Annotated in this window: 13 protein-coding genes; 4 read left to right on the plus strand and 9 right to left on the minus strand. The window is 30.3% G+C overall.

The window, feature by feature from the left end; translation table 11 throughout:
• The first annotated feature begins 198 nt into the window (after positions 1-198).
• Complete coding sequence (locus IW18_RS22730; RefSeq protein WP_052480198.1) at positions 199-1416, plus strand: helix-turn-helix domain-containing protein; 1218 nt, start codon at positions 199-201, stop codon at positions 1414-1416.
• Between the two features lie 12 nt (positions 1417-1428).
• Here IW18_RS22730 and IW18_RS16435 read toward each other — a convergent pair whose 3' ends face one another.
• Entirely contained in the window at positions 1429-2349 is a 921-nt protein-coding gene (locus tag IW18_RS16435; RefSeq protein WP_041518962.1) for a hypothetical protein, read from the minus strand.
• Between the two features lie 149 nt (positions 2350-2498).
• Here IW18_RS16435 and IW18_RS16440 point away from each other — a divergent pair, with 149 nt between their 5' ends.
• The gene (locus tag IW18_RS16440; protein ID WP_041518963.1) at positions 2499-3197 is read left to right on the plus strand and encodes a DUF1826 domain-containing protein; all 699 of its coding nucleotides are present in this window, start codon (positions 2499-2501) and stop codon (positions 3195-3197) included.
• Positions 3198-3307: 110 nt separating this feature from the next.
• A complete protein-coding gene (locus tag IW18_RS16445) occupies positions 3308-3946 on the plus strand; it encodes an MEDS domain-containing protein (protein ID WP_041518964.1) in 639 nt (212 codons plus the stop codon).
• A 200-nt stretch (positions 3947-4146) separates the two neighbouring features.
• Here the strand turns inward: IW18_RS16445 and IW18_RS16450 are convergent, their stop codons facing one another.
• Positions 4147-5526, minus strand: coding sequence for a hypothetical protein (locus tag IW18_RS16450; protein WP_041518965.1), 1380 nt, complete (start codon positions 5524-5526; stop codon positions 4147-4149).
• Positions 5527-5942: 416 nt separating this feature from the next.
• On the opposite strand from IW18_RS16450, the gene IW18_RS16455 reads away from it, so the two are divergent.
• A complete protein-coding gene (locus tag IW18_RS16455) occupies positions 5943-7562 on the plus strand; it encodes a reverse transcriptase domain-containing protein (RefSeq protein WP_041518966.1) in 1620 nt (539 codons plus the stop codon).
• A 411-nt stretch (positions 7563-7973) separates the two neighbouring features.
• On the opposite strand, the gene IW18_RS16460 is transcribed toward IW18_RS16455, so the two are convergent.
• The 7 genes from IW18_RS16460 to IW18_RS16490 all read right to left on the minus strand — a co-directional run bounded on the left by IW18_RS16460 (position 7974) and on the right by IW18_RS16490 (position 15058).
• Positions 7974-8690 (minus strand): hypothetical protein, encoded by a 717-nt coding sequence (locus IW18_RS16460; RefSeq protein WP_123902602.1) that lies wholly within the window; start codon positions 8688-8690, stop codon positions 7974-7976.
• A 79-nt stretch (positions 8691-8769) separates the two neighbouring features.
• Positions 8770-9297 carry a hypothetical protein gene (locus IW18_RS16465; RefSeq protein WP_041518968.1) on the minus strand — a complete coding sequence of 176 codons (528 nt, stop codon included), beginning with the start codon at positions 9295-9297 and terminating at the stop codon, positions 8770-8772.
• 78 nt (positions 9298-9375) lie between these two features.
• Positions 9376-10266: a hypothetical protein gene (locus IW18_RS16470; protein WP_041518969.1), complete on the minus strand. Its 891-nt coding sequence runs from the start codon at positions 10264-10266 to the stop codon at positions 9376-9378.
• Between the two features lie 55 nt (positions 10267-10321).
• Positions 10322-12958, minus strand: a complete 2637-nt coding sequence (locus tag IW18_RS16475; protein ID WP_041518970.1) for a hypothetical protein — start codon at positions 12956-12958, stop codon at positions 10322-10324.
• Positions 12959-12963: 5 nt separating this feature from the next.
• On the minus strand, positions 12964-13434 hold the full coding sequence (locus IW18_RS16480) for a DUF4280 domain-containing protein (protein WP_041518971.1): 471 nt from the start codon (positions 13432-13434) through the stop codon (positions 12964-12966).
• 50 nt (positions 13435-13484) lie between these two features.
• Complete coding sequence (locus tag IW18_RS16485; RefSeq protein ID WP_041518972.1) at positions 13485-13838, minus strand: PAAR-like protein; 354 nt, start codon at positions 13836-13838, stop codon at positions 13485-13487.
• A gap of 50 nt (positions 13839-13888) precedes the next feature.
• Entirely contained in the window at positions 13889-15058 is a 1170-nt protein-coding gene (locus IW18_RS16490) for a LysM peptidoglycan-binding domain-containing protein (protein ID WP_041518973.1), read from the minus strand.
• Between the last annotated feature and the right edge of the window lie 19 nt (positions 15059-15077).

A 15077-nucleotide genomic window follows, 5' to 3' on the forward strand; every position in this document is an offset into this window, starting at 1 on the left:
ATTGCGTCGAATTAAACCACGAAACGACTTTATCGAACTAGAACTACTTTTAAGAAGTGTCAATTATTTTTATTTATTTTAAGTGTTTGATTTTTAGTTATTTATAGTTTGTTATTAAATTGTTACGAATCAATTTTTTGGTAATTAGTAAACATTAAATTAACAGGCTGAGTTTACTTTAGCACAAAGAATTATAAGATGAAATATATTATTGCCATTGGGATATTTCAGGCACTGCTAGCTGTGGTATTACTATTAAGAACTAGGTACCGAAAAAATGCAGACGATTTATTAATTTCCCTTGTGGTATGTATAGGACTGCATCTTTCGATTAAATTTTTCATTTTTACTTTCGTCGAAGATCAGCAGGTACTTACCATGATGAATACCTTTATAGGGTTTTGTTACATTCCTTTATTATATCTCTATACCTTAAAAACGATACGTCCGGAATTTGTGAGTGCTTCAAAATGGTATCTTTTTATTCCGTTTATTATAGGTGCAATAGGTTATTTTTCGACAGTATGTGTGTTGACTGTTACTTCGCCAAAAGCTTATTTGGTTTTGTATTGGTACAATACCATTAGTTTGTATACGCTTCTTCCGTTGGATATTATTTTTTCCTGTGGAATTATTTATCTCGCCATCAATAAATTACCAAGAAGCTCGCAGGAAAAAAAACTAATTGTACAACTGGCGTCACTTTTTTTATGCATTGGTATATTGGGGGTTTTGTTTACCGTTTTTAGCAGTATTACTTTCTCTTTAAATTATTTCAGCAGGTCTATTATTTATGCGTTGCTTATTGTAATTACAATTCGAATTATTACTTATAAATATGGTGCAATTGGTGATGCTGTTTCAACAGGCATCGAAAATAAAATGGTTTTATCTGATCCTAATTTTATCGAAGTTTCAGGAATAAATTCCGAAATGCAACCAACAACCGTAAACGATTTTTTATCAAATACTGTTACTGCCGAAAATGCTGTACTGGAAGAAAAAGAAACTTTGCTGGCACAAAAACGAAAAGAGATATTAAGCCAGAGTGAGATGTTTAAGATCGTACTAAAGCTTGAAAATGCTATGGAAAAAGAGCAGTATTACATGCAGAGCGAATTGACTCTTGACAAGTTGGCAAAACTTACAGGTTTAAGTAAATACCATATAAGCGAAACATTAAATCATTTTATCAATAAACCATTTTACACCTTTGTTAATCAGTACAGAATAGCTTATGTTAAAGAGAAATTAAAGAGTTTGTCTGAACAAAATTATAGTATTAACATTCTTGAACTGGCTTACGAAGCGGGCTTTAATTCGAAATCATCATTTAATCGATATTTCAAAGAGATTACGACTTTTACTCCTCGAGAGTATTTAAACTCAATTTCTAAGACAGTTTTAATTTCGTAAGCAAATTTTCGATTAAATACTATTAAGCCTTATCGATAGACTTTTTAAATCTTGTTCGAGAGAGCGAACCGTCGCCTGCAATTCGTTGAGCATATTGGCTCTGGACGATAAATCATCTGCGGTATAAATTCCGCCATCATAAAAGAAAAGCTTTTCGGTTTCAGTATCTATTTTTCCATCAAAATTGTATTGAAGCCATCTGTTTTTAATGCTTTCCTGTAGATCATTTTTCCCCGAATTACTAAATTCTTTATCGTTTAGAATGGTCCATATTGCGTTAGGATAGGCTCCGTTAGCATTGTCATTGAACCAAATATTTCTAAGCAGATTTCGTTGTAGTTTTAATTCAATTTTTTTTCCTTTAGGCGAAATCGTCAGCGCTCCTAATCCTGCGCTTAATAATCCGCCGCTTACACCCACAATATTACTAGAATTATTGTTTTTTATTAAAACAGTCGCCACAGTGGTTAATGCGCCAATCGTTACCGAAGCTACCGTAAGATTTTTAGTTTTTTTGTTATTGATGTCGGTAACAAAATTGGCTAGTTTGTCGATGCGTTCGCCATTGCAGTCTAATTCAGATGCTAGTGCATTTATTTCGATACTCGTAAGAATTAAGCGATCGGTAATTTTTTGTTTTAAAACCAGCCTTTTTAAAGTGTCTTTTTTTGTCAGGAGATATTCTGCCAAATAAGTTTCAATGCCAATAGCCTTGCTGATTAAAATATCATGCTTAGATAAATTAGCATGTAATATGCTGTCTTGTTTGGGTATTTTGTTTGGAGATGTTTCGAGTTTAGAATAATCATATTCTATTGTAGGCTGGCAGTAATTGCTAGTCAGATAATCAATTTTCGGACTATTGAGAACAGTCGAGCACGAAGAGATAAAAATAAATATAAGTGATACAATAAATATTTTAAGCTGTTTCATATTGATTTTGTTTACTGTTAAAAATACGAATTAACTTTTTATGGCTATTCGTAAAATTAAATAAAAGTTTATAGCCGTAAAATGCCGTAACCAACTACTATTACATAATTTTGTAATGCATGAAATAACAAGCTTTTTAATAGTATACAATGAACAATATATTTTCTAACAACAGCCAAATAGGAGTAGTGTCTACTTTTGCTGATCTTGTGCATACCAATTTCAAAGAAAAAATGAATGCGTTGTGCTGGTACAGAAATCTAGAGGGCGATTTTAACGAGATTGTAACCCAACTACGTTTAGAAGAAAATATAACCGAAGTTTCTGCCAAAGATTTACTCGCGCTACAACTCTCTGAAAAAGGAAATATAGCAAGAGAAATAATCTTAAACGATTTACAATTACTGACAGATTTTGGTGCTTCGCCCTCGCTTAATTTACTAAAGTGTTACGAACGCGATGACGAATTTGATTTTATATCGACAGATGTATATTCGTTTCATGTAGATCGTTCGCCCATTGCGACAGATACTTATTTGTGTACTTATCACGGAGCGGCAAGCGATATTGTATCGAATGCGCAAGCCGAACAAAAAATCCTGATTCCAGAAATCCGAGCCAAGCTCAAAGAACTTAACGACGGAACAGAAGAAGAATTTGAAGACTTTTTGAAAGAAAATTATTTTGATTTGCATTATCAATTACATCAAGATGCAGAACCTGTTAATTTAGGATTAGGACATCTTTGGCGACTGGCTGTAGATCATCCAAAACAAGAAGTACTGCCTTGTATTCATAGAGCGCCAATAGAAAATGAAGGAGAATATCGATTGTTGCTAATTTGTTGAGAGAATTGTTGAGAGAATTGTTGAGATAATCAAGCAGGAGCAACAAGGAATGTGCATTGAAAATTTTTTTACAAAGTTGTTCAAGAATACTAATTATGTATCTTTGATGTATGAACAAACAGACACCTTTTTCGGTATGTGGAGAATCATTGTCGGCTCCAATGCACATTTGCGGTTTTTTCGATTCGAGAGAACAGCAATATGATGTAATTATTCCTTATATTTTAGAGGGCTTGGATGCGAATGATAAAGTAATTAATATCCTTGAAGGAAACCGTCATGGCGAACATTGTCGTTGTCTGGCCGATAATGGAATATCTATTACCGAAAAACTAGTGAGCGGTCAATTAGAAGTTCTTGCTTCTGAAAACACCTACATTGAAGGTGGTAAGTTTGCTGCCGATAAAATGTATGCTATGCTCGAAAATACTTTATTATCAGCTTCAAGAGCCGGTTACGAAAGTGTTAGAGCGTGCGGAGATATGGTATGGGCACTTAAAAACTTACCAGGAACCGATGAACTTTTAGAATATGAGGCTAAACTGAATTTACTCACGCCACAACATGCCGTTTCATTAATTTGTATGTACGATATTAATAGTTTCAGCCAAAACACACTTACAGATATATTGCTTACACATCCTTACGTGATTAAAGACGGAAAGATTAGCAAAAATCAACATTATGTAGAGCCTTTGGAATTGCTTTCGAGTATTTCGAATTCTCGATCAGGTGCGCTTAAATCCTAATTTTTTTTTATTCCTTTTGCTTAATCACACTAAAAGTTATAAAAAAAGCCCATTTCGTAAGAAATGGGCTTTTTATTTTCGGACTGTAGATGAAGTAGTTTATTCTATCGCTTATAAATGCGTAACGATAGCGTGGAAATTCTTTCCGTGCCCGCTTCTATATTAATAAAAAACGGTTAAGATATACTTTGCGGGCATGGTTACACCTCTGCGCTTTCAAAAATTTCATTTCCATTAATTATTTCTTGAATTTCAAGAATACTATTAATTTTGAAGTTTCGAATTTTTCCTTCTCTTAGAAGACAATTTGTTTTCAATATTATTTCAACATTTTGATCTTCAAAAATTGTTTTAGGTAAAGTATTGTCAGGAATTATTTCGCCAGGTGAATGAATAAATATACTGCCATTGTCATTATAGTTGTAGTTTACAAATTCTTGGTTTCCATCTGTAATCCAGGAATTTAAGTTTTTATATAAATCTTTAAATTTTTTTAAATCTTTAATATAAATGAATAAATCAATAATTTTTATTAATCTCGTGGTAATGTTATTATAGGTGTCTTTATATCTGATATAATAGTAACTGTTTGGGGCAAATTTACAATCGAAGGTTTTTAACTTAAACCCACGTGAGTTATAATCTGGAAACTTTTTTCCAAATATTTGAGTTTCGGTTTTTACGCTAAAAGTATCATTAATTGTTATTGCAGATTTTTTTTGTGTTATATAATCAAAATAATTCATTTGATAGAAATAATGCTTAAACAATATTGCTTTGGAGTGACCAAGAGTTCTTGATATTTTTGTGGAACTACCTTCTAATGTAAAAGAATTTATTGATGGTAATATTGGCAAGTTGAAAAAAGAATTTTTCTCGACTGATTCTACAATATCTGACAATAAATCTTTTTCCGGAAATAAATCATGAGTATTTTTAACCTCATATAAAGTTTCGCTTGGAAGATATAATTCTGAAAAAGTTTTGGAGTTTGAATTGTACCATTTGCATTTTAAGTCTATTAATGGCAATCCTGATTTTTCAGAAAATTTATTTTTTTCATCAGAAAATTTAAAGCCAATTATAGTCATGATTGGAGGTAAAAATTCTAAATGATTCGTTTCCATTAATTCACCATTTTCCTTTGTTCGGTTAACTTTTACTTTATTTAATTCTATATCTACACTTTTTAAAACAACTTTTCTATTAATGTATGATTGCTTAATTAAATTTTCATAATTTTTACTAGTTAGTTCCTTGTTTTTTTCCTCTAGTTGTGATTTGAAATTAAATTCAAAAAGGAATTTTTGATCTATTATTGAGAAAAAGATTTTGTTTACAAGATTGCTATTAATCCACTTATCTGTGAATTTTCCCTCTTTAGAATTATAGTAAATGCAGTTTAATTGTTGTCCAATATCGATACCAGTTTCTTTGTCAAATGATTTTTCTTTGATTTCTTTTATAACTAATACAGGTGACGAATAGTCGGAATATGCTGTGATTTTAATATTAGTTAGTTTGTTAATGTAGGGATGTGTTTTGAAAACAATTAGTTCACCTTGTTTAAATTCTGACATAATTTCTTTTTAGTTAGGATAGATGTCGAATATATGAATTTTAATGTTAAATTTGAAAAGAATCTGCGTGATGAGTAAAATTACAGCTGTGTGGATCGCAAAATAGAATTTATTCTATTTTACTATTATACAAAAAGGTATATTAGGAAATGAGATTTATCAACGGTTGGGCTGTTTAGCTTTAAACTACCCTCCAATAGAAGGATAATTATTTCTATTAGTACTATACTTGGTTCATTCGTTACAAGCGATACAAACAAAGTTAATACAATTATTAGATATTCCATATACAATCTTTTATATTTACTCACATAACCAATGACTCAGTAATTGGGTACCGATCCAACTCACAAATTGAGAGTTATGTAATTTTTTTAACGTTATTGCTGATCGCAGATTCTTTTTTAATTTGACTTATGAATAAACCTATTTGGCTCAAAGAAAAAGGATATATACATTTATCTCCATCCTTAGAATTAGGAAATAATTGGCATAAAACTGTAAAAAAAATTACCGACAAAAAGTATATAGAAAAATATGCATTTTATCCATTAATTCATACTATCATTTCTGATAGAAAATTTAAAAAAGGAAATTTAAAAAAATTTACTACAGACAAAAGAAGCCATACACATTACAGAACTAAAACTTTGCACCCGGTTAAAAATTCAAAAAATCGACCATTACATTATGCTAGTCATATGGACGCTTTGATCTATGGCTATTATGCTGATATTTTAAGAGAAAAATATGAGAATCTTTTAGTGAAAGAACCTCTACAGGATGAAGCTGTTATTGCGTATAGAAAAATTGAAACCTTTAAGGGGTCAGGAATAGGTAAATCTAATATTCATTTTGCAAAAGAATGTTTTGAAGAAATTAAAAATAGAGCGCAAAATGATAATGAAGTTGCGGTATTAGCAATTGATTTAAAAAGTTTTTTTTCTACATTAGATCATAAGATTTTAAAAGAGCAATGGAGCAAAGTTTTAAATCAGAATGATCAGATTCCTGAGGATCATTATAAAGTGTTTAAAGCTTGTACCAATTTTAAATATGTACTTTTAGATGATTTGCGTATTAAAAGAAATAAGAATGGAAGAAAAGCTCCTTATAATGAAAGTAAATTAGCACAGATTAGAAAGACAAAAGGTTTTAGATGTTTTTTTGATTCTAATGAAGATTTTAGAACATATATTAAAGAAGGGAAATTACCTATCTACTCAAATCCTTTTTCTAAAAAATTAGAAAATGGAAAAACTGTCAAGAACGGAATACCGCAAGGTCTGCCAATTAGTGCAGTTTTAGCCAATCTTTACCTTTTTGATTTTGATTTAGATATTGTTAATCGTTGGGTTAAGCCTCATAACGCTTATTATAGAAGATATTCAGATGATATATTTATTGTATGTGATAAGAATTTATGCGATGAAATTGAAAAGGATATAAACAATCTAATCAAAAAGTATGAAATTAAGATAAGTACGGAAAAAACCGAAAAATTTGTTTTCAGAAATATTAAAAAAAATGACAATATAAGATTAGAGTGCTTTAGAATTATTGAAGATTCAAAAGAAGTTGCCTCGGCAATGACGTATTTAGGTTTTGAGTTCAGAGGTTTTCATACAGGAATAAAATCAACAAATCTAGCAAAATACTATAGGAAGATAATTTCTACTGTTAAAAGGAAAAGTAAAAGAACTTTAAAGTTAATGGAAGAAAATCCAAATGCCAAGAAAACTATTTTTAAAAACCAGCTTAGAAAAATTTATAATCTTCCAGTAAAATTTACAGATGGGGATTTAACTGAAAAGAAAATAAATAGAAAAATGAGGTACAATCTTGTTTTAAATGAGAGAGGATTTTATGAATTTAAATTTAGTGCGCGAAATAATAAAAAGCAAGCTAATTATCATAGCTATATAAAACGCTGTTGCTATGAATTTCAGACAAATTCTTTTCAAAAGCAGATTAAAAAAAGTAAAAATATAGCTTATTCAGCTATACATAAATATTTAAATGAAAATAGTTATTAAATATAAGTTACTTAGAATTGATGGAAAAGAGAAAATGTGTAATTCCTTTAGTGTTGATTACAATTTCTATTGTATTATTAATCTGGATATTGTTTTATGGAAACTAACTTATTAAAACTTTTCTGTCTTCAAACAAATAATACACCAAAGAAAAAAAAGAGACTTTTAAAGTCTCTTTTTTTTCTTTGAAATAATATATTTTTATAAAAGTCTATTTATCTTTTAATAATTTCTCCAAAACCTCAATCTTCTCATCTTTAGCTTTCAAAAGTTCTGCATTTAATCTTTTAATTTCTTCTAAAGCTTCTAACCACTTTTCCCTCGCTAGCGCTAGCGTCCCGCTCGTGAGCACAATATTTTTAAAGTTCAATAATTTACGAACAGGATGCTTGCGTTATCACGGGGAAGTTTTTATTCGAGATATACTAAATCTCCGGATTTATCTTTTCCAAAAACTTTATCCTTATCTTCGGCTTTGATAATATAGAAGTACCCTTTGAAATGCTCGTTCTTTGTATCTATTCTGTCAATCTTTTTATTGTTTTCATCTACTTCAAGATACACCACATTTTCTTCCTTATCAAAAACAAGACTATATCTAATGATTCTGTCTTTTAAATGCCAAGTGTAGATGTCAAAATTATTTGCAAAGAAAGTATTTTCGCTTTTTTTTGATTTTCCGTATTTTTTATCTAAAATAGCAATTAAATCTTTAGATTGCTTCAAGTCTGTTTTATCCATCATTGCATGAATAAGTATTATCTTCCCGTTTAAATCCGTCGCAAGATTAATAGCATTAAATTCGAATTCACAAAATTTAGCCATAGTATCTCTGCTAGAATAGCTTCGTTGTCTGTAATCAATTCGGACTTTTTTATTACCGTCATATGTTATTTCTGAAACTGTATCAACTTCTATAAGCTCATTTTTTACCTCGTAATATCCATGATACTTTTTACTTTTACTACTTTCAGGTAATAAAGTTGATAATTTGGTATTGAAATCAAAATCCTCTAATCTTAAAGATTCTTCACCAAGTGATTTGGCAGTTAGATTTTCCTGTCCTTTACAATTTGTAAATATTGATGTAAACAATAAAAGTGAGAATAAAATAATATTTTTAGTCATGATGTTTTGTGTTGTATGTTTATAATAATAAAATATATTTTTTGCATTTAGGAACTTATTCCTAGCGCTAGCAAGGGAATTAATGACCTTGTTTCTTTTCCAAATATTCATTAGACAAATAAGAAAAAATTAATAACGAATAATAAATACTACCTGTTGCCATAAGTATTGAATTTTGTGAAGGATCATAATTATTATGCTGAAAATTATTTTCATCCAAAAAAGCTTTGGTATAAGTTAATTTGCGTAGAAAATTTGAAAACACAACACAAAAACCAATAGATACTATATATAGTATAGCTGCTAATCCGGAAAGTCCTAATAATTTATCTCGTTGTTTTTCGCTTTTATTATAGAATGCAAAACGCATTCTATGAAGAACAAGGACAAAATAAGCAATCATTATCTTGTTATCTTGTAAGGGAAGCATTTTATTAAACTCATAGGCAAAAAGTGCATATACTAATGCAAAAAACAATATTAAAAGCTTTTTCTGAAAGACAGCCATAAGAACTCCAGAATTAACCATAATAAATTCCGAGCAAATTAAAACAGCTAAAGTTTCTACAGTTAAAGGATCAGGATTTATACTAAACCATGCATGCATATACTGATATAATAGATAACCGTTAAATAAAGTAAATACAAAATTATCTAATAAACACCTTAGTATCATTACCTATATTTATCTTATTACCTCTAATTGAGATCCCGGTTTTGGGCGATGAAAATATAGATTATAGGTGGTATTATAATCTGCTTTATCAGTTCTTAACACAGACGTCCCTTTTAATTTGCCATCAATTCTTAACAACGTAATAATTCTACCATTGCCATAAAATTTAATTTCATAATTTTCAATAGGATATACATCTATAATATTTTTAATATCTGCACTCAAATCATTCAAATCACTTTTAATTTCTTCTTGAGATAAGAACAAAGCCTCATTTAAATCTTTTTCACTTTTTTCCGTTTTTGATAAAAAGCTTTTTACATCATGAATTTTTAATAAATCTCTAAATTCATTGAATTTATTAACCAACTCATTATTTAACTCTTTTTGATTTTCTTTTTTTAAATCTACAGATTCAGACCAACCCTGTAAATTATATGGCACATCTATGTCTATTTGAAATGTTTTCACTAATAATGGAGACTCCTTCAAATCTCTTAGATTAATTTCTTTAATCAATTCTACACGATTTTCTCCAGTGTAATCAAGTCCACGTGGATATTTATATATTTTAACAGCAACATAATTAATTCCTAATCTATCAACTATTTTCTTCCCTTCGTCTGGTAATAAAACAATTTTTATTTCTTGGATACCGCTTTTTAGGATATAATTATTAATAGGTAATTCATTGTTTGTTGAACCAGCTTGGTAATCGATTTCTAAAGGCATATCGTTTACATATGTTTCATATGGATTTGCAACAGATATTTTTAAAGTGTAAATAGGTTGGTAAGTCATTTTATTAATATTTATTATTTTTTTTTGAGTATCATTTTCTTTTTTTTGGCAACTTGCTATATTAAATATTAGTAAACCAATTAAAATCATATTTTTCATTCTTTAAAATGTAAGTAATTAATATTTTTTCTATCCTTATTAACATTTCTTTTTTTTAATCAGTCCATAATTTCATAATAATAGCATTTCCAGTATAACTTGGAAGTAAAGGAATGGGATCCAAATTTTTAGGCTCCGTCTTTCTTTGTGATTTCATTGAAAATTTAATATATCCAGTAACTATTAAACCTGAAAATTTAGTGGTCCAATCTATCATATTATCATAATTTGCATTAGGGCTTGCTGCTATTTTAAAATAGCAATCCCCTTTGATTCCTGCTTCAAAAGTTAACTCTGTAGCTGTTTTTACTTTCACTTTAACATCTGTAGAAATTTCTAGTTTTCCTCCCAATGTTCCTGACAAATTTAAATCGGCATCCAAACGTTTCCCTTTTTCCTGCGCTTGACTATATTTTATAAAAGTTTCTTCTAGCGCAACATTGGCATAAAAAGTAAGATCGATTCTATAGTTTATAGTCAGCGTATCCCTAGATATTTTTTCAATCAGCCACGTAGTTAAATCAAGTGCTGTTACTAACTTTCCGCACCAAGGTATTTTATCGGCCAGAGCCAGCACATCTATCTTTAGTTCTCCGCCTATTAACGGTGCTATTTTTGCTCTTGCAGCCAGTTCTATACCTAATCGATTGTTTGTGTTAGTATATTTCCAACCAATACCTACAGATGGAGCAGGAGGTAGGAGAGAAAGACTCATCATGTTTTTTCTTCCTAATAAGGAAGGAGGCAAAGTTTCGGAGGCCTTTCTTGCCTCTTTTGCCCTTGCAATCTTATCTACCAAATCATAAACAGATTTAATAATACCTAATGTTTTACGGTACTCTTCGGCAAACTTAAAACTCAATTCCTTGCTTTTGCCACCGTCATACGTTGCTTTTACAGTAAGTCCAAAGTTTGATTTAGCATTTCCGTAATACCTATTGGCTGTTGTGGCTATTTTAACTTTTCCGTCTTTTGTGTTGCTATTGTGTATAATCTCTTCTTTTTTAAGATCTGCCAATGCTACAACATCACCTTTATTTTTAATATCACTAGGAGATATATTATCTCTTATAGCTGTTGTTTCCGTACTGTAAATATTATAATTAGGCTCAGATCGTCCGAACCATACAGGATCTGGCGTATTGTAAAAAAAGTTAATAGTCCATTCAATTTCCGGTACTACTTTTAATACAATATTATGCTTGTGCCTGCAAGTAGAAACCATTAAAGGCAACTGCGACATTGCACTAGAATTATTTTTTGAAAGCCAGAAATATTTAGGCAAATCGTCTACATCATAATCAAAATGGGCCGTCCCTTCAATACTTTTAGCATCATGTTTGGTAATATTAATGTTTTTAGGCAATCTTGATTGATCAAAAACAAAAATGTTTTTTCCATGATCATTGGGCTTACCTTTGTACACACATTCATTTGTATCACTTTCTTGATCAACTTTTATGGAGAATTTTTCGGGGGCAGAACCTAAAATTAGTCCTATCTCGATATTAGGGTTTTGGCTCACACCGGGATCTTCTTTATATATTTCTAACGTTTCAGTTTTTTTGTCTTTTGTGTATTCTAGTGTAATTCCTGTATACTGGCATAGATGAAAAGCACCTACATTGGTTTCTACTTGTCCAATCACCACAGGTTTATTGCTTACTTCAGTTGTAGCTGTTAATATTAAACTTTTAGCGTCGACTTTTATAGTTTTGGGCGTAAAATCTTCAAAATAAGTTCCGGTTTGTATTGATTTAATTTTTGGGTATATTTCTAACTTACTTCCAAACTTTTCCCAACTTGCATCAATTAATACTTGTACTTCAATTTTTTGTATGTATTGTTCACTTTCTACTGTATTGTTGCTATCATGCTTAGTTTGGTTCAATTGATCTGACACTCCTTTTTTGCCAATATCAATTTTTTTAACTTTTAAAACTGTTACTTCTCTCTTAAAAACTTTTACATTAGAAATATTTAGCTCGTCGTTAGAGAAAATTACATTTTTATTCAATAAATTAATTTCAACCTCTTGTCCGTACATATCCACAGTGTATATATGCAAAATAACTTTAGACATAAAACCTACACTTTTTGTTATGGGCTCATACTCAAAATCTGTCCATTCTATTTGTAGAATTCTAGGTTTTCCGTATGCCTGAACGTATATACCATTCGGAATTTTTCCTGTAGCACCTTCTTTTTCGTGAAATGCTTCGAGCCAAGCCATTCCGCCACCTACCAATAATTCCGGAAACTTAATACTATGCTTACCTGTTTTTTTAATTTCGCCAATTCCTTTGGTAAACGTTTGATTATGTGAAATATTTTTGTAATCTAATTTTTTACCCACTAACTGCCAGCACCAATTTACATCATTGTATTTATCGGTAAGAGCTTGAAATTCTTTGTCCATTTTTTGCCAACCCTCCATGTCAGCATCGTAATTTTCTTTAAGTCTTTTTTCATTCCAACCATCCTTTGCATGCTGTTCCCATTTTTGTACAGCAGATTCTTTGGCTTGCTTTTTCTTGCTTTCTAAGTCTTTAATTAACTTCTCATCTTCCTGATACTCTTTTATTTTTACATAAAAAAAATCAGCTTTATTAAGCACAATGTTTCCCATTGCGGGATTATAGATTTGTCCTTTGGTTACTTCAGGAATTAAATGCAGTTTGTTATCGGCCATAATGTTTACATATTTGGTATTTGTAATAATCCTGTGTCCTCAATATTTAAACTTAGTGCCGGATTAATTGCTTTAATAATTTGGGCATTGCTATTTTGAATATTCTGTTGGGTCACTTCTGTAATTTGTCCATGATTAATAATTTCTACACAAGCACTACCTGCAACTGCACAAGTTGCTTTACTGTTTTCTAATAATGGTTTGCCATTATTGTCTTTTAGTGTGACTTTATCATGTAGGTTTTCCCATTTTGTAATTGCAGGCTTACATGGATTATTGTTCATTTTTGCACAACTGCCAAAGGTTTTTTTTTCAAAAGTTTGCCCAATATCTTTGTGAGTTGCAGTTAATTTTGATTTTCCTTTGGTATCATTTATAAAACGTTTGGTTTGTGTTTTTACTTTCAAAGTATCCGGAGCTGTACCAAACTGGCACTTGCAAGTTGCTCCCTCACACACTAAATGTACTTCGCTCATCTTCTGTTTTTTTTGGTTACTAGAAATTACTTTACTTAAAAGCTTTATTATTATAAATCGGTAACGACCAACATACCATTAACTTCTGCTACGCAATTTTGTCCTGGATTTGTAATTGATAACATTCCTCTTTCCTGACAAAACAAAACTGACTTTGTTGTAATATACTTGCCCTCTGTAGTACCGCAATTTGCGGGTTCTCTCCAAGTCTTATCCAATGATTTAAAAACACAAGCTTGTTCACGAAGGGTACAAAAAACAAAATCACCAATATTTAAATTACTTTCAAGCACTGGATTTTTATCATCAATTGTACATCCATCATATGGCACTTCTAAAAAAGTTGAATCTGTACTACCGTACTCACAATTTATTTTTGCTCCGTATACTACTATATATTCCATAATCTTTTTACAATTAAAATTATCAATTAGACTCTTAAACCTTATTACTGCTAGGTTCCCCAAAAAGTATCCCAAAACCCTTTTTCTTTTATTTCTCTCTCATTAATAACCTCTGCACTCCAATCTATTTTTCTTGATATTGGATTTACTATTTCTTGTTTTGGTTTTCTCTTTGCTCGCTCATAAGTTTCAAACTCTATGGTCGATACAACATCGCTGTTTTTTCTTGAGTTTATAAAACCAGTAATAGAAAATATAGTGTTGTTATCGTGATGCAGTTTGTATAGAAAATCTATATTACTGCTATTTTCTTCTTCCAATTTTCCAATTTCAAATTCAGATTTATTTAGATCTTTTTCCAAATCTTCTGAGTCATTTAAAAACAATTGTTCAAGACCTTTTCGCCTTAAACAAATCTTAGACGTCGAAGTTTGAAATTCATCAATAATTTGAATTGTTTTTAGTGTAGAGTCAGTTTGGGAAAATGACAAATCAGAAGTATACTTTTGGTAAATAGGTGCAAAGTATATTTGATAAAAAGGATGATCGTCAAAGCTTCTTTTTAATAAAGACGCCGACATTATGGTTTTTTCGAAAGAAGCAATTAGTTTATCTACTTCATTACCTCTAAAATATTCAAGAATTGCAGGTTTTATTGTTTCCCATCTTCTTTGAATAGCATCAATATTAATTATATTGTCTATTTCGCCTTTATCATTCAAACGCAATAAAACAGGATATAAAGCCTTCGAAATTCTGTCGGCTAGTTTTTCTATTACTAACTCTGGCTCTTTGTTATTGATGTAAACTTGATTTATTTGAAATTTTACAATAGAAAAATTTCCATCTCTTTTTAAGAATTCTATTTGAGATGTAAAATGAATTTTATCTTTTACTCGATTATTCTCTTTATACTGTATTATAGTTCCGTAATCGAGTTTTAGATTTTCTGAAACCAATAGTCTCAGATTATTTTCCGGATTGTTAAATACTTTTTTAATTGCATCTTTTTGAGCCGTTTTAGCAGCTACATATTCCTCTAAGTCAGGAAGTAAAATATATTCGACACGTCGAATAGGAAGTCTAAATTCTACCAAATCACGGTCATCGCAATATAGATTATGAAATGTTCTTACTTCGACAGCGGGAATTCCAATTTTTTCAGCAATGCTTTCTATTGTATCTCCGCGTTGAACTTTATATTTTTTAAAAGATCTCATATTAAAAATATTAAAGATC

It is taken from the genome of Flavobacterium hibernum, from assembly GCF_000832125.1.
GTDB lineage: Bacteria > Bacteroidota > Bacteroidia > Flavobacteriales > Flavobacteriaceae > Flavobacterium > Flavobacterium hibernum.

Coding starts and splice junctions, on each gene's coding strand:
- IW18_RS16455 (WP_041518966.1), top strand. CDS start 5,943: ATGAATAAACCTATTTGGCTCAAAGAAAAAGGATATATACATTTATCT.
- IW18_RS16450 (WP_041518965.1), bottom strand. CDS start 5,526: ATGTCAGAATTTAAACAAGGTGAACTAATTGTTTTCAAAACACATCCC.
- IW18_RS22730 (WP_052480198.1), top strand. CDS start 199: ATGAAATATATTATTGCCATTGGGATATTTCAGGCACTGCTAGCTGTG.
- IW18_RS16480 (WP_041518971.1), bottom strand. CDS start 13,434: ATGAGCGAAGTACATTTAGTGTGTGAGGGAGCAACTTGCAAGTGCCAG.
- IW18_RS16475 (WP_041518970.1), bottom strand. CDS start 12,958: ATGGCCGATAACAAACTGCATTTAATTCCTGAAGTAACCAAAGGACAA.
- IW18_RS16440 (WP_041518963.1), top strand. CDS start 2,499: ATGAACAATATATTTTCTAACAACAGCCAAATAGGAGTAGTGTCTACT.
- IW18_RS16465 (WP_041518968.1), bottom strand. CDS start 9,297: ATGCATGCATGGTTTAGTATAAATCCTGATCCTTTAACTGTAGAAACT.
- IW18_RS16435 (WP_041518962.1), bottom strand. CDS start 2,349: ATGAAACAGCTTAAAATATTTATTGTATCACTTATATTTATTTTTATC.
- IW18_RS16445 (WP_041518964.1), top strand. CDS start 3,308: ATGAACAAACAGACACCTTTTTCGGTATGTGGAGAATCATTGTCGGCT.
- IW18_RS16485 (WP_041518972.1), bottom strand. CDS start 13,838: ATGGAATATATAGTAGTATACGGAGCAAAAATAAATTGTGAGTACGGT.
- IW18_RS16490 (WP_041518973.1), bottom strand. CDS start 15,058: ATGAGATCTTTTAAAAAATATAAAGTTCAACGCGGAGATACAATAGAA.
- IW18_RS16460 (WP_123902602.1), bottom strand. CDS start 8,690: ATGACTAAAAATATTATTTTATTCTCACTTTTATTGTTTACATCAATA.
- IW18_RS16470 (WP_041518969.1), bottom strand. CDS start 10,266: ATGAAAAATATGATTTTAATTGGTTTACTAATATTTAATATAGCAAGT.